Source organism: Desulfovibrio sp. JY, from assembly GCA_021730285.1.
Lineage (GTDB): Bacteria > Desulfobacterota > Desulfovibrionia > Desulfovibrionales > Desulfovibrionaceae > Solidesulfovibrio.
On sequence record CP082962.1, the window covers coordinates 3,861,891 to 3,883,088 of the forward strand.

Genomic DNA, 21,198 nt, shown 5'->3' on the forward strand with positions numbered 1-21,198 from the left:
CGGCGACCCGTCAGATGAAATCCGGGTCCACGGCCGCCTTGCCGCCGGCCAGCATCACCTTGACGAAGCGCACCGAACGATCGTCCACCGGCACGATGGGGAACCGGTTCCGGCAGGCGTCGCAGGCGATCATGGCGGGCTTGACCGGAGCCACCACCGGCACCTCGCGGTGGCAGAAGGGACACGGATAGAGAAACACCAGTTCCACCCCGACGGGCTTGGCCGGGGTGAGGGGCTTTCGCGACTCGTTGCTCATGAACCCTGCTCCGCAAAAAGACAGTTTCCGCTCATGGCCGCCGGCACGGGCAGTCCGGCCAGGGTCAGCAGCGTGGGGGCGATGTCGCCGAGCCTGCCCGGAGAGAGCCGGCCACCCTTTTTCGCCGGATCGACAAGGATGAGGCGCACCGGATTGAGGGTGTGGGCGGTCATGGGGCCGCCGTCCGGGGCGATCATCTCCTCGGCGTTGCCGTGGTCGGCGGTGACGAACATGCGCCAGCCGGCGTCGGCGACAGCCGCAGCGATGCGGGCCACGCAGGCGTCGACTGTGCGCACGGCCGTCTTGGCCGCCTCGAGAATCCCGGTGTGGCCGACCATGTCGCAGTTGGCCAGATTGACGATGGAGAGGCTATGCCCCTTGTCCATGGAGGCCAGAAATGCATCGGTGACGGCCATGGCGCTCATCTCGGGCTTGAGGTCGTAGGTGGCCACGTCGCGCGGCGACGGAACGAGGATGCGCTCCTCGCCCGGAAAAGGCTCTTCGCGGCCGCAGTTCATGAAATAGGTGACGTGGGCGTATTTCTCTGTCTCGGCCAGGCGCAGCTGGGTGAGCCCTTCCCGGGAATAGACCTCGCCCAAAACGTCGGTGAGGCTTTCCGGGGCAAAGGCCACGGGCAGCTTAAACGCGCTGTCGTATTCAGTCATGGTGGCGAAACCCGAAAGCTTCGGCCGCATATTGCGGGCAAAGCCGTCAAAATCGTCGCGGGTCAGCGCCGCCGTGATCTCCCTGGCCCGGTCGGCCCGGAAGTTGAAAAAGAACACGGCGTCACCGTCGCGGATCACCCCGTCCCCGCCGGTAAGCACCCGGGGCTTGACGAATTCATCGGTCTGGCCAGCGTCGTAAGCGGCTTTGACCGCCGCAATGGGATCGGCAAAGGATTCGCCCACGCCTTCGGTCAGGCCGGCATAGGCCTCGGCCACCCGGTCGAAACGCTTGTCGCGGTCCATGGCGTAAAAACGCCCGGTGAGGCTGGCGATGCGGCCGGCCCCGGTTTCGCGCAAAAAAGCTTCGAGCCCGGCCACGTAGCCCGCGCCGCTTTGGGGCGGCGTGTCGCGGCCGTCGAGAAAGGCGTGCACGAGAATATCGCGCTGGCCAAGGGCAATAAAAGTCTCAACCAAGGCTTTAAGGTGCCGGATGTGGCTGTGCACCCCGCCGTCCGAGACGAGGCCCATGAGATGGACGCGCCCGCCGGCGGCCAGGGAGGCCCTGGCCAGGTCGGCCAGGACGGGGTTGGCGGCAAGCCCCCCCTGCTCCACGGCCATGTCGATGCGGGTCATGTCCTGGTAGACCACCCGGCCCGCGCCGATATTCATGTGGCCGACCTCGGAGTTGCCCATGAACCCGTCCGGCAGCCCCACGGCCCGGCCCGAACAGGCCAGGGTGGTGGACGGATATGTATCGAGCAACCGGTCGAGGGTCGGCATGCCGGCTTCGGTCACGGCATTGCCGGGGCCGGCCGAGGCCAGCCCCCAGCCGTCGAGAATGAGCAGAAGCGTGGGAGTCGGTTTCATTACGGCTTGGTTTCGTCGGCGGCCGGAGCGGACAGGGCGATACGCTGGCCCTCCGACCACAGTCCTTCGATGTTGTAGAAGGGGCGCAGGTCTTCCTGGAAGATGTGCACCATGACATCGTTCAAATCGAGCAGCACCCATTGGCCATGGCGGTAGCCCTCCATACCGAGGTAGGAAAAGCCGTGCGTGCCGCACTGTTCCAGCACATGGTCGGCGAGGGCCTTGGCCTGGCGGGCGCTGACGGCCGAGGCCACGACCATGGCCTCGCACACGGGGTTGATGGACGCGACGTCGAGGGCCAGGATGTTCCTGGCCTTTTTCTCGGCCAGCCAGCCGGCGACCATAACGGCCTTCTGCACGGCGTCGAGGTTCTTGTCGGATGTGATTTCAGGCATTTTATCTCCGGAGCGTACGTGTCTCCCGCGACCAGGCCATACCGGCGATAGCGGGAAACCACGGTGGTTTATCCGATTTGCGCCGCACCCGCAAATGGCACGGCCGACGAGTTCCCTTTTTCGCGGCCCTCTCTTGACGCCCCGGGCGGCTTTCGGGCAGGTAATCCCATTGGGCGCGCCAAGCCATCCCTTCCTTGGCCGTCATCTGGAGGAAGCCGCATGATTTTCGACATGGATATCGAAACCCTGCCCCGCGACGAGCTTGAGGCCATCCAGCTGCGACGCCTCAGGATCCAATGCGAGCGGGTCTACGCCAACGTGGCCTTTTACCGAAAGGCCTTCGACGAAGCTGGGATCACCCCGGCCGACATCAAGAGCCTGGCCGACGTGCGCTACCTGCCGTTTACCGAAAAGCAGGACCTGCGCAACCATTATCCCTTCGGGCTGTTCGCCGTGCCCAAGGACAACGTGGTGCGCATCCACGCTTCCTCCGGCACCACCGGCAAGGCCACCGTGACCGGCTACACCCAGCGCGACGTGACCAACTGGGCCACCATGATGGCCCGGTCCCTGACGGCGGCCGGGGCCACCCGCCGCGACATCATTCACGTGGCCTACGGCTACGGCCTTTTCACCGGCGGCCTTGGCGCCCACTACGGCGCCGAGCGCCTCGGCGCGACCACGGTGCCGGTTTCCGGCGGCGGCACCCGGCGGCAGGCCATGCTGCTGCGGGATTTCGGGGCCACGGTCATCTGCTGCACCCCCTCCTACAGCCTGGTGCTCTACGAAACAGCCCTCGAGGCCGGCATCGATATCAAGGATCTGCCGCTGCGCATCGGCGTGTTCGGAGCCGAGCCCTGGACCAACGAGATGCGCCGCGAAATCGAGACGAAGATGGGCATCAAGGCCATCGACATCTACGGCCTGTCCGAGGTCATGGGGCCGGGGGTCGGCATCGAGTGCACCGAAGCCCAACAGGGGGCGCACTTGCAGGAAGACCATTTCCTGTGCGAGGTCATCGACCCGGTGACGCTCGAGCCTCTGCCCCCGGGACAGCCCGGCGAGCTGGTCATCACCACCCTGACCAAGGAAGCCCAGCCGCTGATCCGCTACCGCACCCGCGACATCACCTCCCTCAACTACACGCCCTGCAAGTGCGGCCGCACCACCGCCCGCATGATCCGCGTCCAGGGCCGAAGCGACGATATGCTGATCATCCGCGGGGTCAACGTGTTCCCGTCCCAGATCGAAAGCATCCTGCTCGAGACCGAAGGCCTCTCCCCCTACTACCAGCTCGTGGTCGAGCGTGAGGGCAACCTTGACACACTGACCGTTCAGGTGGAAGTGGATGAGAAGCTTTTTTCCGACGAAATCCGGAAACTCCAGCGCCTGGAAGCGAAGATCCAGAAGAACATCAAGGAGTTCCTGGGGGTCACCACTGTGGTCAAGCTTGTCGAACCACGGAGCATCCAGCGCTCGGAAGGCAAGGCCAAACGCGTTGTGGACCTGCGCCACGCCTAACGGTTTTCAACCCGCCATCCGGAGGGATACGCCATGATAAAAGCCGAACAGATTTCCATTTTCCTGGAAAACCGCGCCGGACGCCTGGAGGAAGTGACCCGTGTCCTGGCCGAGGCCGGCATCAACATCCGGGCCCTGTCCCTGGCCGACACCTCGGATTTCGGCATCCTGCGCCTGATCGTCAGCGACCACGAGAAAGCCAAGGTCGCCCTTAAGGAACACGGATTCACCGTGGGCAGAAACGCCGTGGTGGCCGTGGAAGTCCCGGATTCCCCCGGCGGCCTGCATTCCATGCTGCAAATGCTCTGCAACGGCGGCATCAATGTGGAATACATGTACGCCTTCGTGCACCAGTGCGAGCATTCGGCGGTCATCATCGTCCGCTTCGACCGCACCGATCAGGCCATTGAACTCTTGCAGAAAAACAACATCAACATCATCCCCGGGGATAAACTCTACAAGATCTGACGATCACGTCCCGGTCCCGCCGGGACGGCATTGCCGCGGGGACGAAACGGCTGCGAATCCTTCCTTCCGCTTCGCCCCCGCATTGCACCGGGCCTGCCCGCCCACGCGTTCCATATGCCCAAAATGACGTTTTGCCATCGGCTGTCGCGCCGGCTTGTCGGCGTGGCTTGTTTCGCCGCCGTGTTCTACCTGGCCCTCGTGGCCCTGGACGCCGGCCTTTATCGCCTTGTACCGCGAACCCACCTTTTTTCGCCCAAGCACAGGGAACTGCTCTATTCCTACGGCGTGTTCAACCCGGACACCAACCCGCGCTATCGGCCGTGGCTCCACGGCTACGTCAACCAGCCCGGGCTGCCGCCACGTCCCGGCACCGCCGATGACGCCTACCGGGCCTACGGCATGTACCTGCCCGATCCGCCGTCCCTGACCGTATCCGGCACCGACGCCCTGGGCTGGTGGAACAGCCGCATGCCCCGCGACGCCAGCGTCCTTTTTATCGGCGATTCGTTCTGCTACGGCGCAGGCTCGGGCTCGGCGGCCTCCATCCCGGCCCTGTACGAAAAAGCTACCGGAAAGCCCGTCTACGCGGCCTGCAAGAACGGCTACGGGCTCCCCCAATACCGCGACATCCTGCGCCGGCTGACCGAGCAGGCCCCCGTGGGCTCGCCCGAGCATTTCGGCGGGGACACGGTCTTCGTGCTCCTTTACATCGGCAACGACGTGTCGGCGGACCTGTTCGTCTACCTTTCCCGGGTGGCCGAGGACAACCTCGGGCTGTCGCGGCATTTGAAGCTCCTCACCCTGCGCCGGCTGGTGCGCTTCCTGCGCGATGCCAGCCGGGGTTCGGGACAGGCGCTCGCCGCCGGTCCCAAGCCGACCGTCGACACCCACGGCTATTATCCCGTGCCCCTGTCCGTGCCCACCCAACGCGGGCTGCCGTTCGCCTTCCACCCCTTCTACCGCACCTTTGCCGACACCGCCTGGTTCGGCCCGCGCGAGGAGAAGCAGGTGGCCGACGTCCTGGCGCAGCTGCGGCAACTGGCGCGGCAGGAGCACCTGAAACTGTACGTGGTCCTGATTCCCACCGCCTTGCAGGCGCTCTATCCGGACATCGACTTCAAGGCCGTGCCGGCGCGCAGCGAGTTCGCGGCCAAGGCCGGCGACGAGACGCGAAACCTCAATGCCCTGCACGGCCTTGTCGGCTTGCTGCTCGACCAGGCCGGCCTCCCGACCCTGGATATGCTGCGTCCCTTCATGAGCGCCCCGGACGTCGGGCTCTACTACTGGCCCACGGATTCCCATCTCACACCCGTCGGCAACGCGGCCGTGGTCAGGGCCATGTGCACCGCCTTTCCCCCGGATGCGTCCACTGCCAAAGCGCCCAAGGCCCCAATGCCTTGACAAAGTTCCCGCTCCGTGCCCTAACATTTCCCTATAGGGAAGTATGGAGTCACGGGGACGGGAACGACGCATGAAAGGCCGTAATCTGACGCGCCGGGAGGCGCTGGTCTGGGAGCTTGCGCCCTCGGGCGCCATGCGCGTGCCCTGCCTGCTCTTCGGCTCGCCCCCGCTCATCGACGCGGTGGAGGAAGAGGTGCTGACCCAACTGCGCAACGTGGCCAGCCTACCCGGAGTGGCCGCGCCCGTTGCCGCCATGCCCGATACCCATCCGGGTTACGGCTTTCCCATCGGCTGCGTGGCCGCCTTCGATCCTGAGGCCGGGGGCGTGGTCAGCGCCGGCGGCGTGGGCTTCGACATCGCCTGCGGCGTGCGCACCCTGCTGACCGACCTCGACACGGCGGACGTGGCTCCGGTACGGGAAGCCCTGGCCGACGCGCTTTTCGCACGGATCCCGGCCGGCCTGGGCAGCACGGGCGGGCTTCGCCTGTCGGATCGCGACATGGACCGGATGCTCGCGGGCGGCGCGGCCTGGGCCGTGACCGAAGGCTACGGCGAGGCCGGGGATATCGCGCGTTGCGAGGAAGGCGGCCGCATGGACGGGGCCGATCCCGAAGCCGTTTCACCGCGCGCCCGGGAGCGCCAGCGCGATGCGCTCGGCACGCTGGGCTGCGGCAATCACTATCTCGAAGTGCAGCGGGTGGAGGAAATCTGCGACGCGCGTGCGGCGACCGCCTATGGGCTGCGCCCGGACCAGATCGTGGTTTCGATCCATTGCGGCTCCCGGGGCCTGGGACACCAAGTGGCCACGGACCATATGGCCATCATGCGCCAAGCCGCGCCGCGCCACGGCATTGCCCTGCCCGATCCGGACCTGGCCTGCGCCCCCATCGCATCGCCCGAAGGTGCACGCTATCTCGGGGCCATGCGCGCGGCCATCAACTGCGCCCTGGCCGGCCGGCAGGTCATCACCCATCTCGTGCGCGAGGTCTTTGCCGCGCTTTTTCCCGGCTGCCGCCTGCGCCTGCTCTACGACGTCTCCCACAACACCTGCAAGGTCGAACGCCATCCCACGCCACATGGCGTCCGGAAACTTTACGTCCACCGCAAAGGCGCGACCCGGGCCTTGGGACCGAGCCACCCCGACCTGCCCCAACCCTTCCGGGGCGTGGGACAGCCGGTGCTGGTCGGGGGCAGCATGGGCACCGCCTCCTACATTTTGTCCGGGACAGACGCCTCGCCGCCCGCCGCCTTGACCTCGGCCTGCCACGGCGCGGGCCGGACACTCGGACGCAAGCAGGCGGTCAAGCGCTTTCCCGGCCGTAGCGTCCTTGCCGACCTGACGGCAAAAGGCATCAGCCTTCGCGCCCACGACCTGCGCGGACTTGGCGAGGAAGCGCCCCAAGCCTACAAGGACATCGAGGAAGTGGTCCAGGCGGCCCATGGCCTGGGTCTCGCCGTCAAAACCGCCAGGATCCGCCCCCTGGCCTGCATCAAGGGATGAGTCACCCATGCCCGAACAACTGATTCGCGACACCGACATTCTGGGCCGCCTGACCGGTGACGCCCTGCTCCTCTTGGATGAAAGCGGCATCATTCTCCACGCCACCGACGCCGCCAGCGCGCTCTTCGGCACGCCATCCAACCAGTTGACGGGCCTTCCCTTCGGCATTCCCCTCGGCGCGTCGCCGGGCGGCACCGAGGTCACCATTGCGACAACGTCCCGTACGGCGCTCATGCGCCAGGAAAGCCTGGGCGAGGTGGGGCTGCCGCTCACCCGCGTATGGCTTCGCGACGTCACCGAACTGCGGGAGGCCAGGACGGCGCTGGCCGCCGCCCATGAGGCCGCCCTGGCCGGTGAACGCGCCAAAAGCAATTTCCTGGCCAACATCACCCATGAAATCCGCACGCCCATGATCGGCATCCTGGGCATGACCGAGCTGACCCTGGCCACGGAGCTGACCTCCAAGCAGCGCGAGTATCTGGAAATGGCCCGCCACTCGGCCCAATCGCTTTTGACCGTGCTCAACGACATCGTGGACTACGCCCGCATCGAGGTCGGCGCGCTCGAATTGGCCAAGACGCCGTTCGACCTGTTCGCCACGGTGGAGGAGGCGGTCAGCGTCTTTCGTCCCCTGGCCGTCAAAAAAGGCCTGTCCCTGGAATACCGTTTTCTCGGCGAGGTGCCCCAGAATCTCGTCGGCGACGCCAGCCGGCTGCGTCAGATTCTCATCAATCTCGTCGGCAACGCGGTCAAGTTCACCGACTCCGGCAGCGTCGTCCTGGCCGTGTGTCCGGAACAGGATACCTCCCTCCCAGGCAAGGTGCGGCTGCGCTTCGCCGTGCGCGACACCGGCATCGGCATCCCGCGCGACAAGATCCAGGCCATTTTCGACAGCTTCACCCAGGCCGACGTGTCGCCGGCCCGGCGCTACCAGGGCGCGGGGCTGGGGCTGGCCATCGTGCGGCACCTGGTCGAGATGCAAGGCGGCGTCTACGACGTGGAAAGCGAAGAGGGGCAAGGCAGCGTCTTTTCATGCACCATCGATTTCGGCTTGCCCGCCGACCACGACGAGAACGCCCCCGACACCGTGGTGTCCCCCCGGACGGCCCCATCCCGTCCCCTGACCATCCTGCTGGCCGAGGACAACCCCATCAACCAGATCTATGCCCAGGAACTGCTGGAAATGGATGGGCACCAGGTGGCGGTGGCCCATACCGGCCGCCGGGCCCTGGAGGTGCTGCGACGGCGGCGCTTCGACATCATCCTCATGGACATCCAGATGCCGGAGATGGACGGGTTGGAGGCGACGCGGGCCATCCGTCAGGACAAGACCGGGGACTTCGACCCGCAGATCCCCATCGTGGCGCTGACCGCCCATGCCCTCAAGGGAGACCGTGAGACGTTCCTGCGTGCCGGCATGAACGAATATCTGAGCAAGCCCGTCAGCCCCGAAAGCCTGGCCACGGCCCTGTCGCGGGCCATGGGACGTCAAGCCACGACCGCACAGGAGGTGGCTCCGGCAGCCCCCATGCCGGCCGATGCCGGCAGCCTCGAATGGTCCGAACTTCTCACCAAGGCCCGGGGCAACACCGGATTTCTCATGAAGCTTTTTGCGGCCTTCGTGGCCGAACAGCCGGTCAACCTGGAATCCATGCGCGAGGCGCTGGCCCTGGCCGACTTCGACCAGTTGGCCTTCATGGCCCACTCGCTCAAGGGTGCCGCCGCCACCATGTGCACGCCGCTGTTGCGTGAGGCCAGCCACGCTCTGGAACGAACGGCCAAGGCCGCGGACGCGAAAGGAGCCGCTCATGCCTTCGATGCCGTGGAGGCGGCCCTGCGCGACGTGGTGCGGGCCATGCGCGAGAAGCTCGCCGTCTCGGCCGCTTAGACAGGAGAATTGAAGCCGCTGGGGGAAAACTTTTCTGAAGAAAAGTTTTCCCCCAGACCCCCTTTCCAAAGACTTTCAATAGGAATGGGATGTTTCCCGCACCACATCGCGAAAGGTAAAAAGTTTAGGATGGGGAGAGCGCGAGAGGGGAGAACCCTTTTCAAAGGGTTTCCCCTCTCGCACGTTCTTCACGCTTCTCCCCTGCCCTTCCCTACGCCAACATGTCGGCCATGGCGTAGAGTTTGCCGGGCTTTTGCCGCCGCACCCAGGCGGCGGCCCGCAGGGCTCCCTGGGCGAAGGTTTCCCGGTTGCCCACCCGGTGCGTCACTTCGATGCGTTCGCCGGGGCCGAAGAAATAGACGGTATGATCCCCCACCACATCACCGCCGCGAAGCGCCGCCACGCCGATTTCGTCCTGGGTGCGCGGCCCGATGATGCCGTCGCGGGTATGGCGCTTGACCGCGTCGTACTCCTGGCCCCGGGCCGAGGCCAGGCACTGGCCGAGCTTGATGGCCGTGCCGCTCGGCGCGTCGGCTTTCCGGTTGTGGTGGATTTCCATGACCTCGAGGTTATAGGCGGGGCCGAGCTTGCGCACGAGATCGGGCAGCACGGTGAGGAGCACGTTGAGGCCCACGCTCATGTTGGGGGCGAAAAAAATAGGCGTTTTTTCCGCCGACCGGGCCAGGGCGGCCGTCTGTTCGGGGGAGAGCCCCGTGGTGCCGATGACCATGGGGTTGCCGGCCTTGGCCGCGATTTCCGCCGAGGCCACACTGGCCTGGGGAGCCGTGAAGTCGATCACCACCGCGCCCGGGCATTTGGCCAGAACAGTCGCCAGATCGTCGCCCACGGCGCATTCGAGCCCGGCCAACCCATCGGTGCAGCCGCTGCGTTCCAGCGCCCCGGCCAGACGGTAGTTGTCCGGATCGGCCTTGGCCAGCCGGGCCAGGGTCGCGCCCATGCGCCCCATGGCCCCCATGATCACCACATCGCACACGCTCATGTTCGCGCTCCCATCGGGTCAAAGTGTTGCTGCCGCCACAGGCGCCGCCCGCCGGACGGCGTCAGCAGATACGGGGCAGTTGCTCGCCTTCGAGCATGCCGAGAAGCCTTTTCCCGCCAAGCGGCGTAATCATGGCCACCTTGCCGGGATGGTCGGACACGACCCGGCCGATGATGGCCGCTTTTCCGCCCAGGGGATCGGACCGCAGCACCTGCAAGGCCGCCTCGGCATCGGCCCCGGGCACGATGCAGATGCACTTGCCCTCGTTGGCCAGGTACAGGGGATCGAGCCCGAGCACGGCGCAGCCGCCGGTCACGGCCGGGTCCACGGGGATGGTGTTCTCGTCCAGCTCGATGCCGACCCCGGACTGGCCGGCGATCTCGTTTAACGTGGTGGCCAGCCCGCCGCGCGTCGGGTCGCGCAGCACGTGCACGTCCGGCAGTCCTTCGAGCAACCGGGACACCATTCCGGCCAGGGAGGCGCTGTCGCTGACCACCGGCGCATCGAAGGACAGCCCCTCGCGGGTGGACAGGATGGCCAGGCCATGATCGCCCATGGAGCCGGAAATCAGCACCGCGTCGCCGACGGCGGCCCGGTGGCCGCTCGGGGCCGGATCGACCTGAATTTCGCCAATGCCGGCCGTGTTGATGAAGATCTTGTCCGCCGCGCCCTTGGGCACGACCTTGGTGTCGCCGGCCACGATGCGCACCCCGGCCTTGCGGGCCGCCTCGCCCATGGAGGCCACGATGCGTTCGAGATCGGCCATGGGCAGGCCTTCTTCGAGGATGAAGCCGCAGGTCAGATAAAGCGGTCGCGCGCCCATCATGGACACGTCGTTGACCGTGCCGTGCACGGCCAGTGAGCCGATGTCGCCGCCCGGGAAAAAAACCGGATCGACCACGAAGCTGTCCGTGCTCATGGCGATGGGGCCTTTGACGGAAAGTACGGCGGCGTCGTCCATGCGGGCCAGGATGTCGTTGCCGAGATGGCGGAAGAACAAGTCGTTGATGATGCGCTGCGAGGCCCGCCCCCCGCTGCCGTAGTCGAGCAATACCTTATCCATGGTTGGGCCTTTGGAGCTGCGGCGGGCGGGAAGGCAGGCATGCGGCGCGCAGGCGTTCGCCCGGCCCCGCGTCCTGTCGCGACGGTTTTCGGAAAATGCGTCCCGGCCCGCCGCCCTGGGTTGCGGTCACGACGCGATATGCGTCAGGGCCGCACCATAGCCCCAAACCGGGATTGTTTCCAGAGGGTTTGGGGAAGGGCAATGAGGCGGAAAGGAAGAGGATAAAAAAAGTGCGAGAGGGGAAACCCTTTTGCAAAGGGTTCTCCCCTCTCGCGCTCTCCCCTTCCTAAACTTTTTAACTTGTGCGATGTGGTGCGGGAAACATCTCGTTACTATTGAAAGTCTTTGGAAAGGGGGCCCGGGGGGAAACTTTTCTACAGAAAAGTTTCCCCCCGGCATGCCTTGCACCCTCCTACCCGGCGCAGGCGCGAACCACTTCGCCGGCGATGGCGCCGAGGGACATGACCTTGTCCACGCCACCGAGCTTGATGGCTTCCTGGGGCATGCCGAAGACCACGCAGGAGGCCTCGTCCTGGGCGATGGTATAGGCCCCGGCGTCGTGCATCTCCTGCATACCGGTGGCCCCGTCGTCGCCCATGCCGGTCATGATGACGCCCACGGCATTTTTCCCGGCGTAGCGGGCGGCGGAACGGAAAAGCACGTCAACGCTCGGCCGATGGCGGCGCACCAACGGGCCGTCCTTGATTTCGACGTAATAGCGCGCGCCGCTGCGCTTGAGCAGCATATGACGGTTGCCCGGGGCGATGAGCGCCTGGCCGCGCAAGATCGTGTCGTTGTCGGCCGCTTCCTTGACCGTGATGCGGCAGATCCCGTCCAGCCGTTTGGCAAAGGCGGCCGTGAACTGCTCGGGCATATGCTGGACGATGGCGATGCCCGGACAGTTCTGGGGCATGGCTTCGAGGAATTCGCGCAAGGCCTCGGTGCCGCCGGTGGAAGCGCCCACGGCAACAACCTTTTCGGTGGTCTGAAACATGGCCTTCCCCACCGGCCCCGGCAGCACGACATCGGCGGAGAGCTTGGGCGCGACCTTCATCGTGCTTACGGGCAAGAGCCTTTTCATCTTGGCCCGGGCCGCCGCCTTGACCGCGTCCACCACCCGGATGCGCGACTCCTCGAGAAATTGCCGGGTGCCGAGCTTGGGCTTGAGGATGATATCCGTGGCCCCGTATTCCATGGCCTTGAGCGTCGTTTCCGAGCCGGATTCGGTCAACGTCGAGCAGATGACCACCGGAATGGGGTGCTGGGTCATGATCTTGCGCAGAAAGGTCAGGCCATCCATGCGCGGCATCTCGATATCGAGGGTGATGACGTCCGGAGCCTCTATCTCCATGCGCTTGACCGCGGCATAGGGATCGACGGCCGCGCCGATGACTTCAATTTCGGGATCCGAGGACAGGATATCGGTGAGCGTCTGACGGACAAGCGCGGAATCGTCCACCACGAGAACTTTGATGGTGTTTTTCACGGACGGCCTCTTTTGCAGGTTGGAGCACCGGCTAAATCTTTTTATATACCGTTGGAGCGTGCTGGCGCAAGGGCAAGTCCATTCCGGTGAGGCTCTCGGAATGGCCTATAAAAAGGAACCCGTCCCGACGCAGTTGGGTGCAGAATTTCTGCAGCAACTGCTCCTGGGTCGTCCGATCGAAATAGATCATGACGTTGCGGCAAAATATGGTGTCGAGGGGTTCCGGAAAGCTAAAGGGTTGCATGAAGTTCAAGCGTCTGAAGTCGATGCCCCGGCGCAATTCGGGCATCAGGCGCACGAGCTTTTTCGACCGGTCCTTGCTGCGCAGGAAATAGCGGCGCTTGAAATCCAGGGACATCTTGGCCAGCCGTTCCTCGGGATAGACGCCATTTTTGGCCATGGCCAGCACCCTGGTCGAAATGTCCGTGGCCATGATGGCGTAGCGGAAGCCCGGGGTACGCAGGGCGAATTCCGACAACACGATGGAAAGCGTGTAGGGTTCCTCGCCTGTGGAGCAGCCGGCGCTCCACAGGCGAAACGGACGCGAGGGGCCATAGGCGGCGCGCCAGGTAGGCAGGACGTCCTGGGTCAGGACCTCGAAATGGCGCGGCTCACGAAAAAACTCCGTGGTATTGGTGGTGATGACGTCGATCAAGTGCACGAGTTCCTCGTCCAGCCCCCTGGGGCTGAACAGGAAATCGTAATAGTCGTGGTACCCGGACATGCCGAGGGTGCGCAGGCGCTTTTGCAGCCTGGCCTCGACCATGACCTTTTTGGACGGCGGCAGCTTGATGCCGACTTCGGTATGGATGAACTCGCTAAGCTTCTTGAATTCCTTCTCCGTCATGGCCACAAGGCCGCTGGCCCTGGTCTGAACGCCGACAGCCGCCATGGGGATCAGGCCTCCCCGTTTTCCGCGGCCACTTCGCCGAGACTCTGGGTCAGCCCGGCCAGTTCCAGGGAAGTGAAAACCTTGTTGATGTCGAGAATGATGATGAATTTCTCGCCGGATTTGCCGATGCCCCGGATGAACTCGCCCCTGATCGGGGTGCCCATGCGCGGAGCCGGCTCGATCTGCCCGGTTTCCATCTCGTAGACTTCCTGGACCGAGTCGGCCAGGGCCCCGAGCACCGTGGACTCGCCGTCAAGAGCGACCTCCACGATGATGATGCAAGTATTGACCGTGCGTTCGGTGGCGCCCATGCCGAACTTGAGCTTGAGATCCACCACCGGCACAGCCCGGCCGCGCAGATTGATCACGCCACGGATGTACTCCGGGGTACGCGGCACGCGGGTGATGTTGACCAGCTCCAGGACCTCGCGCACCGAGCCGATATCCAGGGCGAAGAGCTCCCGTTCCAGGGTGAAGGTGAGGTATTGGTTGTCGTTTGAGCTTGCGGCCTCGGCCATGTATTCCTCCCTGCGGCGGCGTTCGTGACGCATCCCTTGAAAAATAGGCCCAGATGGCCATGGGCGGCCTTCCGGTCAGACGGTGGCAGGCCGGCGGATCTCGCTGGATTCGGCCCGGCGCACCAGGGCGGCCACGTCGAGGATCAGCGCCAGGCGACCGTCCCCCCGTATGGTTGCCCCGGAAAACTCCCCGATGTCGCGGTACAGCGGTCCCAGGCTTTTGATCACGGTCTGATGTTCCCCGATCACCCGGTCCACGGCCAGCCCGACCCTGATCCCGTCGACGGCCACGACGACGATGGGCTCGATGTCGGGCGGCGCACCGTCGATGGCGAACAGGTCGCGCAGCCGCAGGCAGGGCACGACCTCGCCGCGCATGTTGAGCATCCCGGCTTCGCCGCCGTTGCCGGGCTCGCGGGCCATCTCCAGGCACTCCCCGACCGAAGCCAGGGGCAGGACATAATATTGCGCGCCCACCTGCACCTGCAAGCCGTCGATGATGGCAAGCGTCAGGGGCAGACGCACGGTGATGGTCGTGCCCCGGCCGGGCTCGGAATCAATTTCGACCACGCCGCGAAGCGTTTCGATGGCCCTTTTGACCACGTCCATGCCCACGCCCCGGCCGGAAATGCTGGTAACGGCCTTGGCCGTGGAAAAGCCGGGCAGGAAAATGAGGTTGTAGAGTTCCTTGGGGGTCATCTCCAGGCCGGGGGGAACAAGTCCCCGCTCCTCGGCCCGGGTACGGATGGCGGCGGCATCAAGTCCCGCACCGTCGTCGGCCACGGTGATGACCACCTCGCCGCCGGCATGGGCGGCGCCCAGGCGGATGACGCCGGTCGCGGGCTTGCCCGCCGCTGCCCTGGCCTCGGGCGATTCGATGCCGTGGTCGATGCTGTTGCGCAAAAGGTGGACCAGCGGATCGCCCAGGCGCTCGATGACCGTCTTGTCGAGCTCGGTCTCCTCGCCCGTGGTCACGAGCTCGATCTCCTTGCCGAGTTCCGCGGTCAGGTCCCGCACCAGGCGGCGGAACTTGCCGAAGGTGGCTCCGATGGGCAGCATGCGGATGGAAAGGGTGGAATCGCGCAAACTGTCGCCCAGGCGCTCCAGGTGCTCGGCCAGGGAGCGCAGCAGCGGATCGCCCCGCTCCTCCACGGCCTGCCGGATCTGGGCCTGGACGATGACCAGTTCGCCCACGAGGTCGACCAGGGCGTCGAGCTTGTCGGCGGCGACGCGAATGCTCGAGGTCTTTTCGGCGCGCTCATGATGCTTGACGGCCAGCTCGCGCACGGCGGCCTGCTCGGACAGCGCCGAGGCCACCTGCCCGTTGCTGACGACCCCCTTGTCTTTGAGAATGTCGCCCAGGCGGCGCTGGCTGGAGAGCGCCTCGGCCAAATCCTCGGGGGTGATGTCGCCACGGGCGACCAGGATGTCGCCCAGGCGGCAATGGACCTGCTCCCCGTTCACGGCGCAACCGTCATCAAGGACTTCCACGGAAAGCTCGCAGTCGTCCTCGGCGAACACGAACACGTCCGTCAGGGCCGCCGCATCGGACGTGGTGCGGATGACGCAGTCCCACCAGGCCAGGCAGGCCTCCGGGTCCAGACCGTCAAGGGGGGGGATATTCTCGACATGGACGTACAGGCGGCAATCGCCCAAAGCGGCGACGTCCTCGAGCAGGTGCAGCGGATTGTTGCCCGAGGCCAGCATGCCGGCATGGGGCTGGAAACGCAGCCGGAAAATGCGCATCACCGCGGCGGGGGACGCCTGGGCAGCGGGCTCGGCCTGGGGCGCTTCGGTGGCAGGCTTGGCCGTTTCACCGCCAAAGGCTCGAAACCCCTCAAGGATTTCCCGCCCATCGGCGTCAAGGGTTGCCGCATCCTCGTCTTCAGAGGAAAGCAGGCTTTTGATGTGGTCGCAGGCGCGCAGCGACAGGTCGAGCAGCCGGCCGTTGACCGCGAGCAGGCCGTTTCGGACGCGGTCGAAAACCGATTCCACGTCGTGGGTGAAGGCCGCGATGTCGTCGAAGCCGAACATGGACCCGGAGCCCTTGATGGTATGCAGGGCGCGAAAAATTTTGTGCAGCAGATCGGCGTCGTCCGGGGTGCGCTCGAGTTCCAGAAGCGATGCTTCCAGATCGGCAAGCAGTTCCCGGGCTTCTTCCAGGTAGGCGGCGCGGTGGGCATCTTCCTGCGTGTTCATGGACAACCGCCCCTCCCAGCCTGCGCCTTGGGTTCGTGGTTAAAACAATTCGACATTGTCCCCGAATTCCCCTGCGTCGGTGGACGCCGCCTCGGGGGCCGCCGTACCCGGATCGGCCTTTTTCTTCCCCACCGGGGCCAAGCCAAACGCCGTTTCGTGCACGGCCCGCTCCGCCTCCATGGTGTAGCGATCGTACAGCTCGCGCAAGCGCGTGCTGGTGCCTTGCCCGCCTTCGGGCACGATTTCCCGGGCCTTGGCCACCTGCCCGTCCAGCGTCCGGCGGATGGCGGCCAGACGGGAGCCGATCTCGCGGTCGAAGTCGATGCCCTGCCCCACTTCGGCGGCCCGGGTCCCGAGGGAGGCGCTGGCGTCGCGCAGAAAGGCGAAAAGCGACTGGCACTTCTCCGCAGTCACCGAAACGTCGGCCAGGACGGCGTCGAGCTCGCCCACCACCCGCCAGGCCTCGGACTGGTCGTTGTGCTTGCCGGCGTTGTCCTGAAGCGTCTTGGCGGCGTTTGAAATCTCGCCGAGGATGGCGGCCACGGCGTCGGTCTGTCGCCTGGCGTCGGCGGACAGATGCTGGATGGCCAGGGCCAGCACGCCGAGCGCCGCGCCGGCTTCGCCGGTATGGGCGGCCTTGATGCTGGCATTGAGCGCGATCAACTCGATTTCCGCCCCGACCTCCTCGATGGCCTCAATGGAATCGCCCATGCCGGTGATGGTGGCGGCAACCGAGTCCATGATGCCGCCAAGCGCTTCCCCCTGGGCGGCGAAATCGCCCAGCTCGGCCTTGACCGAGGCGATGCCCGCCTGCACGCGGGCCAAAGGACTGGCCTCGCCGGCCCTCCCGCCCACAGCGGCGATGTCCACGCCGATGCCCCGGATGCGGGAGGCCAGGGAGGCGAGACTTTCGCGCAACACCCCCGCCGCCTCGGAAAAATGGTGATTAGCGCTATCCAGTTGCGAATCCTGCAAGGTGAGCACGTCGGCGACAAAGGCCACCAAGTCCCTGGCGTCCTCGCCATCGTCGTCGTCCTTGGGACCGGCTTCGAGCAGCCCGGACACCTCGGAGAGGGCGCGTTCGGCATGCTCGATCTGCTGGCGGACGATATCGTGGGATTGCAGCGACCTGACCGCCTGGCCGATATCGGTTTCTATCTCACCGGCGGCCAGGGACAGCTGGCGGGAGACCACACCGGAACGCTCGGCCATGTCGGCCACATTCTCGATATTGGACGTCAGTTCCCGGGAAATGACGTCGTAGCAGTGCTCCTGGGCCTTGATGATGCCCCGGGTCCGTTCCTTGGCCGCGTGCACATGGCCGCGCAGGGTCTCGACCTTGGCGGCGATGGCCCCGCAGTGGTCCACGATCAGATGGGCGAGCTTCTCCACGTCGTCAGCCAGGGTGGAAAAACCGCGTCCGTCGGCGCCAAGGCGGGCGCTTTCGATGCGGGTGGCGATGCCGAGCATGCTCAGGTGCTTGACGATCTTGGAAAAGGCCGCGGTGATGGAGGAAAGTTCCTCGACGATCCTGCCGACATTCTCAATGTCAGCCAGGCTGCGGCGGCCGGCGTCGTTGGCCGAGACATCGGTCAGGTCGGTCAGCTCGCCGGAAAGGCGGCCAAGGGAGGCGTGCATGTCCGCGCCGGCGGTCTGCTCCACCAACTCGTGGGCATTGCGCGAGATCTCCTCGCAGCCCGATTGCAAGGCCATGAGGTTTTCCCCAAGGCCGAGAAAATCCCGTTCGCGCCCTTTCATGAGGGACGACAGGCCGTGTTCCATGCCGCCAAGAGCCGCGCGGCATTGACGCAGCATGTCGAGAGTGGACTGCGCGTGGTGCATGGTATCAGCCATTATTCCCATCTCCGCCGCTTCGGCTTTACGAAGAGCGACGCCGGACATTCGCGCTTGACACTGCCGCGCGCATTTCCAAACAACCCCCACGGACGAGATGCCGGGGTCATGGAGAAACTACACGTTTTTTTGCGGATTTCAAAGGATTCCTTTGCCGTCGTACAAGTCGCGCAACACGCCCCTCTGGCCATTGCACGGTGGAGCGCGATCCGCTTTCCCCGCGAATCTCCTGAAATAGCCAGTATCGTCAACCTAATAGTAGGTTGGAAAGGAAGAAAACATCCGGAGCTTGCAGGCGCAAGGCTAGCGGCGGCGCACCCGCTTGACGACCCAGACGACGACGATGGCCACGACGGCCAAGCCCAATATGGCCAGCTCGGCGTGGTGCACGTTGTCGATCAGCCGGATCAACACGTTTTCCAGAATGCTGCCGAACGCGTAGCCCACCATGGCGAAGGCCACGGCCCAGACGGCCGCACCGATGGCGTTTAAAAAGAAGAACTTGCGCACGGTGATATCGGCCGTGCCAAGGACGAACGGCGTAAGGTTGCGCAGGCCGTAAAAAAAACGGAAAGAGAGAATAAGGATTTCATGATACTTTTTGAGCATGGTATGGACCCGCTCGGCCCGTATCCGCCATTTCTCGCTTTTTTGGATCAACCGGCGGCCGAAGTGGCGGCCGACGAAAAAGGCCGTCTGGTCCCCGGCCAGGCTGCCGGCGAAGGCGAAAAGAATCACGTAGCGCAAATCCAGTCCGAACTGCGGTGACTGGGCGGCGAATCCGGCCAGGAGCAGGATGGTCTCCCCTTCGAGAAACGTGCCGATAAAAAGGGCGAGGTACCCGTATTGCTCAATGATGTGTTTGAAAAATTCGATGGACATCGCCGGCTCCTGATGGGCCTTTGCCCTATTTCCGCAGCGTCTGCGAAAACCTGGGGAAAGTATGCGCTTGCCCGGATTCTGTCCACAACCATGGGCGACGGCACGGCCCGGGGGCTGGCGCTACCTTGTCCTTGTCCGGCTTTCCGGATAAGCTTATCCCCTGGATTTCAAAAGACCTTAACCATTTTGCCGTCAAGGACCACGCAGGCCGCAGCCCATGGAGATCATCGTCAGCATCTCCGACATGAAGGTCACCACCCGGGCCAGGGATGTGCTTGTCACGCATGCTTTGGGCTCGTGCCTGGGGCTTGCCGTCTACGACCCCACGGTCGGCGTGGCCGGGCTCATCCATTGCCTGCTGCCCGTTGCCAGGGACGGTGCCAAGGGGCCTGTCAAAAACCCCTTCATGTATGTTAACCTGGGCGTACCGCAAATGATGCGCGCCATGTTCGGTCGGGGCGCGACCCGGGATAACATGATCCTCAAGGCCGCTGGTTGTGGAAAGATGATGAATATTTCCAACCAGTTCGATACGGGAGCCAACAATTTCGCGGCACTGAAAAAGCTGCTACAGATCAATGAAATGCGCCTGGCCGCCGAGGACGTCGGCGGCACCATTCCGCGCACCATGCGTCTTTTCACGGAAACGGGCAGGGTTGTGATCTCATCTTGCGGGAGGTCCTGGGACTTATGAGCCGACGCGAGGAAATCATCCAAAAGGCCACGGCCATCCCCCAGATGCCCATGCCCGTGCAGAAGGTTCTGACCTATATCGGCAACCCCAAGGCCGACCTGCGCGAACTGGCCCGCATCATCGAGTACGATCCGGGGCTCACGGTCAACGTGCTGCGCATGGCCAATTCCTCGTTCTTCGGTTCCGGCGGCAAGGTAAGCTCGGTCAAGGAGGCGCTGATGCGCCTGGGACTGCACCGGATCTACCAGCTCGTGATCGCCTCCGGGGTCGCCCCCATGACCCGCAACGCCATCGAGGGCTACGGCCTGCGCCCCGGAGAACTGCTGGAACATTCCGTGGCCGTGGCCACGGCTTCCGAGAGCCTGGCCAGGGAACTGGACCTGACCGCTCCGCCCCACACGTTCACGGCCGGCCTGCTCGTCAATATCGGCAAGACGGTGCTCGGCTCCTTTCTGGAGGTGGACGCGGCGCCCATCCTGGCCCTGGCCCATGAACGCCAGATATCCTTCGAGCAGGCCGAGGAGGAAGTGCTCGGCATCAACCACGCCGAGCTCGGGGCCGTGCTGCTCGAACGTTGGTCCATCCCCATTCCCATCGTCAACGTGGTGCGCTACCGCCTGCGGCCAGACGACTGCCCCGAGCCGGATCTGGCCCTGGACCTCGTGCACGTGGGCGACGTCATCGCCAAGATGACCGGCATCGGCATGGGCATCGACGGCATGCAGTACACGCCTTCCGAGTCCGTGTTCGCCCGCCTCGACGTCACTCCCATCCAGATGGAAAACGTCATGGCCGCCATCCTCGAGCACATCGCCGAGGTGCGCGACATTCTCATGAAAAACACGCTGTAACAGGGAAGATTCATGACGGGCGCGACAAAGTTCCTGCGAACCCGGGACCTGGGCTATGCCCAGCGGACCTGCGTGGCCAAGGCCGGCAAGCTCATGATGCACACCGGCCAGCTGACGCCGAGGGCCCGGGTCGGTGTGGCTGTTTCCGGCGGCGTGGACAGCCTGGTCATGCTGGCCGTGCTGGGTATCCGCCGCCGCATCGTGCCCTTTCCCGTGGAACTCATGCTGCTCCATTTAAACCCTGGGTTCGACAGGGAAAACCATCTGCCGCTGCTTGATCTGGCGGCGGACATGGGTTTGGCCGCCCATATCGAGGTCACGGACTTCGGGCCCCGGGCCTTTTCCGAGGAGAACAAAAAGAACTCTCCCTGCTTTTATTGCGCCTGGCTGCGCCGCAAGCGGCTCTTTGACCTGTGCGCGGCCTACGGGCTCACCCATCTCGCCTTCGGCCACAACGCCGACGACCTGGCGGCCACCTTTTTCCTCAATATGTTCCAAAACGGCCGCGTGGACGGCCTGTCCTGCCGGGAATCCTTTTTCGAGGGACGGCTGACGGTCATACGTCCGCTGCTTCTGATCGACAAAAAGACCATCATCCGGGCGGCCAAGGCCTGGGAACTGCCGGTTTTCGCCAATCCCTGCCCCATGGCCGGCAAGTCCATGCGCCACGAGGCCGAGGGGTGGGTCGCCGGCATCTGCGCCGGCGACAAGAAACGCGCCGTCAACCTGGAGCATGCCCTGGGCCGCTGGCAGCTTGACAAGGACGCAACGCCCCGTTAGCCGCCTTCCCAGCCGTC

At 64.9% G+C, this 21,198-nt stretch carries 19 protein-coding genes; 8 read left to right on the top strand and 11 right to left on the bottom strand.

The features are described 5' to 3' along the window. Positions 1–10: 10 nt before the first annotated feature. The 3 genes from K9F62_17310 to rsfS are packed head-to-tail and all read right to left on the bottom strand — an operon-like array spanning position 11 to position 2,183. Positions 11–256 carry a hypothetical protein gene (locus K9F62_17310; GenBank protein ID UJX40439.1) on the bottom strand — a complete coding sequence of 82 codons (246 nt, stop codon included), beginning with the start codon at positions 254–256 and terminating at the stop codon, positions 11–13. Then, a complete protein-coding gene (gene gpmI / locus K9F62_17315; GenBank protein UJX40440.1) occupies positions 253–1,788 on the bottom strand; it encodes a 2,3-bisphosphoglycerate-independent phosphoglycerate mutase in 1,536 nt (511 codons plus the stop codon). The genes K9F62_17310 and gpmI overlap by 4 nt, the downstream gene beginning before the upstream one ends. Then, complete coding sequence (gene rsfS, locus K9F62_17320; protein UJX40441.1) at positions 1,788–2,183, bottom strand: ribosome silencing factor; 396 nt, start codon at positions 2,181–2,183, stop codon at positions 1,788–1,790. The genes gpmI and rsfS overlap by 1 nt, the downstream gene beginning before the upstream one ends. 219 nt (positions 2,184–2,402) lie before the next feature. Here rsfS and K9F62_17325 point away from each other — a divergent pair, with 219 nt between their 5' ends. The 5 genes from K9F62_17325 (at position 2,403) to K9F62_17345 (ending at position 8,962) form a co-directional block, all read left to right on the top strand. Further along, positions 2,403–3,704, top strand: a complete 1,302-nt coding sequence (locus K9F62_17325) for a phenylacetate--CoA ligase (GenBank protein ID UJX40442.1) — start codon at positions 2,403–2,405, stop codon at positions 3,702–3,704. Positions 3,705–3,740: 36 nt separating this feature from the next. Continuing rightward, positions 3,741–4,172 (top strand): ACT domain-containing protein, encoded by a 432-nt coding sequence (locus K9F62_17330; protein ID UJX43236.1) that lies wholly within the window; start codon positions 3,741–3,743, stop codon positions 4,170–4,172. A gap of 123 nt (positions 4,173–4,295) precedes the next feature. Beyond that, on the top strand, positions 4,296–5,573 hold the full coding sequence (locus K9F62_17335) for a hypothetical protein (GenBank protein UJX43237.1): 1,278 nt from the start codon (positions 4,296–4,298) through the stop codon (positions 5,571–5,573). A gap of 70 nt (positions 5,574–5,643) precedes the next feature. After that, positions 5,644–7,074, top strand: coding sequence for an RtcB family protein (locus tag K9F62_17340; protein ID UJX40443.1), 1,431 nt, complete (start codon positions 5,644–5,646; stop codon positions 7,072–7,074). Between the two features lie 7 nt (positions 7,075–7,081). Beyond that, positions 7,082–8,962, top strand: coding sequence for a response regulator (locus tag K9F62_17345; protein UJX40444.1), 1,881 nt, complete (start codon positions 7,082–7,084; stop codon positions 8,960–8,962). Positions 8,963–9,173: 211 nt separating this feature from the next. Here K9F62_17345 and dapB read toward each other — a convergent pair whose 3' ends face one another. The 8 genes from dapB to K9F62_17385 all read right to left on the bottom strand — a co-directional run bounded on the left by dapB (position 9,174) and on the right by K9F62_17385 (position 18,856). Then, complete coding sequence (dapB, locus tag K9F62_17350) at positions 9,174–9,962, bottom strand: 4-hydroxy-tetrahydrodipicolinate reductase (protein ID UJX40445.1); 789 nt, start codon at positions 9,960–9,962, stop codon at positions 9,174–9,176. Positions 9,963–10,023: 61 nt separating this feature from the next. Next, a complete protein-coding gene (gene hypE / locus K9F62_17355) occupies positions 10,024–11,025 on the bottom strand; it encodes a hydrogenase expression/formation protein HypE (GenBank protein ID UJX40446.1) in 1,002 nt (333 codons plus the stop codon). Positions 11,026–11,437: 412 nt separating this feature from the next. Further along, the gene (locus tag K9F62_17360; protein UJX40447.1) at positions 11,438–12,511 is read right to left on the bottom strand and encodes a chemotaxis response regulator protein-glutamate methylesterase; all 1,074 of its coding nucleotides are present in this window, start codon (positions 12,509–12,511) and stop codon (positions 11,438–11,440) included. Between the two features lie 31 nt (positions 12,512–12,542). Further along, entirely contained in the window at positions 12,543–13,403 is an 861-nt protein-coding gene (locus tag K9F62_17365) for a chemotaxis protein CheR (protein UJX40448.1), read from the bottom strand. Between the two features lie 5 nt (positions 13,404–13,408). Continuing rightward, positions 13,409–13,921: a chemotaxis protein CheW gene (locus K9F62_17370; GenBank protein ID UJX40449.1), complete on the bottom strand. Its 513-nt coding sequence runs from the start codon at positions 13,919–13,921 to the stop codon at positions 13,409–13,411. Between the two features lie 75 nt (positions 13,922–13,996). Continuing rightward, on the bottom strand, positions 13,997–16,120 hold the full coding sequence (locus tag K9F62_17375; protein ID UJX40450.1) for a chemotaxis protein CheA: 2,124 nt from the start codon (positions 16,118–16,120) through the stop codon (positions 13,997–13,999). A gap of 39 nt (positions 16,121–16,159) precedes the next feature. After that, complete coding sequence (locus tag K9F62_17380; protein ID UJX40451.1) at positions 16,160–17,983, bottom strand: methyl-accepting chemotaxis protein; 1,824 nt, start codon at positions 17,981–17,983, stop codon at positions 16,160–16,162. A 294-nt stretch (positions 17,984–18,277) separates the two neighbouring features. Next, positions 18,278–18,856, bottom strand: coding sequence for a DedA family protein (locus tag K9F62_17385; GenBank protein UJX40452.1), 579 nt, complete (start codon positions 18,854–18,856; stop codon positions 18,278–18,280). A gap of 217 nt (positions 18,857–19,073) precedes the next feature. On the opposite strand from K9F62_17385, the gene K9F62_17390 reads away from it, so the two are divergent. Genes K9F62_17390 through K9F62_17400 form a run of 3 tightly spaced genes read left to right on the top strand, consistent with a single transcriptional unit; the run spans position 19,074 to position 21,181 of the window. Continuing rightward, positions 19,074–19,550 (top strand): chemotaxis protein CheD, encoded by a 477-nt coding sequence (locus tag K9F62_17390; GenBank protein UJX40453.1) that lies wholly within the window; start codon positions 19,074–19,076, stop codon positions 19,548–19,550. Beyond that, a complete protein-coding gene (locus K9F62_17395) occupies positions 19,547–20,401 on the top strand; it encodes an HDOD domain-containing protein (protein ID UJX40454.1) in 855 nt (284 codons plus the stop codon). Before K9F62_17390 ends, K9F62_17395 begins: the two co-directional genes overlap by 4 nt. Positions 20,402–20,413: 12 nt before the next feature. Beyond that, on the top strand, positions 20,414–21,181 hold the full coding sequence (locus K9F62_17400) for a tRNA 2-thiocytidine biosynthesis TtcA family protein (protein ID UJX40455.1): 768 nt from the start codon (positions 20,414–20,416) through the stop codon (positions 21,179–21,181). Positions 21,182–21,198: the final 17 nt, after the last annotated feature.

What these genes read in the sequence shown, in the direction of transcription:
- K9F62_17310 (UJX40439.1), bottom strand. Translation starts at nt 256, where the DNA reads ATGAGCAACGAGTCGCGAAAGCCCCTCACCCCGGCCAAGCCCGTCGGG.
- gpmI (UJX40440.1), bottom strand. Translation starts at nt 1,788, where the DNA reads ATGAAACCGACTCCCACGCTTCTGCTCATTCTCGACGGCTGGGGGCTG.
- rsfS (UJX40441.1), bottom strand. Translation starts at nt 2,183, where the DNA reads ATGCCTGAAATCACATCCGACAAGAACCTCGACGCCGTGCAGAAGGCC.
- K9F62_17325 (UJX40442.1), top strand. Translation starts at nt 2,403, where the DNA reads ATGATTTTCGACATGGATATCGAAACCCTGCCCCGCGACGAGCTTGAG.
- K9F62_17335 (UJX43237.1), top strand. Translation starts at nt 4,296, where the DNA reads ATGACGTTTTGCCATCGGCTGTCGCGCCGGCTTGTCGGCGTGGCTTGT.
- K9F62_17340 (UJX40443.1), top strand. Translation starts at nt 5,644, where the DNA reads ATGAAAGGCCGTAATCTGACGCGCCGGGAGGCGCTGGTCTGGGAGCTT.
- K9F62_17345 (UJX40444.1), top strand. Translation starts at nt 7,082, where the DNA reads ATGCCCGAACAACTGATTCGCGACACCGACATTCTGGGCCGCCTGACC.
- dapB (UJX40445.1), bottom strand. Translation starts at nt 9,962, where the DNA reads ATGAGCGTGTGCGATGTGGTGATCATGGGGGCCATGGGGCGCATGGGC.
- hypE (UJX40446.1), bottom strand. Translation starts at nt 11,025, where the DNA reads ATGGATAAGGTATTGCTCGACTACGGCAGCGGGGGGCGGGCCTCGCAG.
- K9F62_17365 (UJX40448.1), bottom strand. Translation starts at nt 13,403, where the DNA reads ATGGCGGCTGTCGGCGTTCAGACCAGGGCCAGCGGCCTTGTGGCCATG.
- K9F62_17370 (UJX40449.1), bottom strand. Translation starts at nt 13,921, where the DNA reads ATGGCCGAGGCCGCAAGCTCAAACGACAACCAATACCTCACCTTCACC.
- K9F62_17375 (UJX40450.1), bottom strand. Translation starts at nt 16,120, where the DNA reads ATGAACACGCAGGAAGATGCCCACCGCGCCGCCTACCTGGAAGAAGCC.
- K9F62_17380 (UJX40451.1), bottom strand. Translation starts at nt 17,983, where the DNA reads ATGGGAATAATGGCTGATACCATGCACCACGCGCAGTCCACTCTCGAC.
- K9F62_17385 (UJX40452.1), bottom strand. Translation starts at nt 18,856, where the DNA reads ATGTCCATCGAATTTTTCAAACACATCATTGAGCAATACGGGTACCTC.
- K9F62_17390 (UJX40453.1), top strand. Translation starts at nt 19,074, where the DNA reads ATGGAGATCATCGTCAGCATCTCCGACATGAAGGTCACCACCCGGGCC.
- K9F62_17395 (UJX40454.1), top strand. Translation starts at nt 19,547, where the DNA reads ATGAGCCGACGCGAGGAAATCATCCAAAAGGCCACGGCCATCCCCCAG.
- K9F62_17400 (UJX40455.1), top strand. Translation starts at nt 20,414, where the DNA reads ATGACGGGCGCGACAAAGTTCCTGCGAACCCGGGACCTGGGCTATGCC.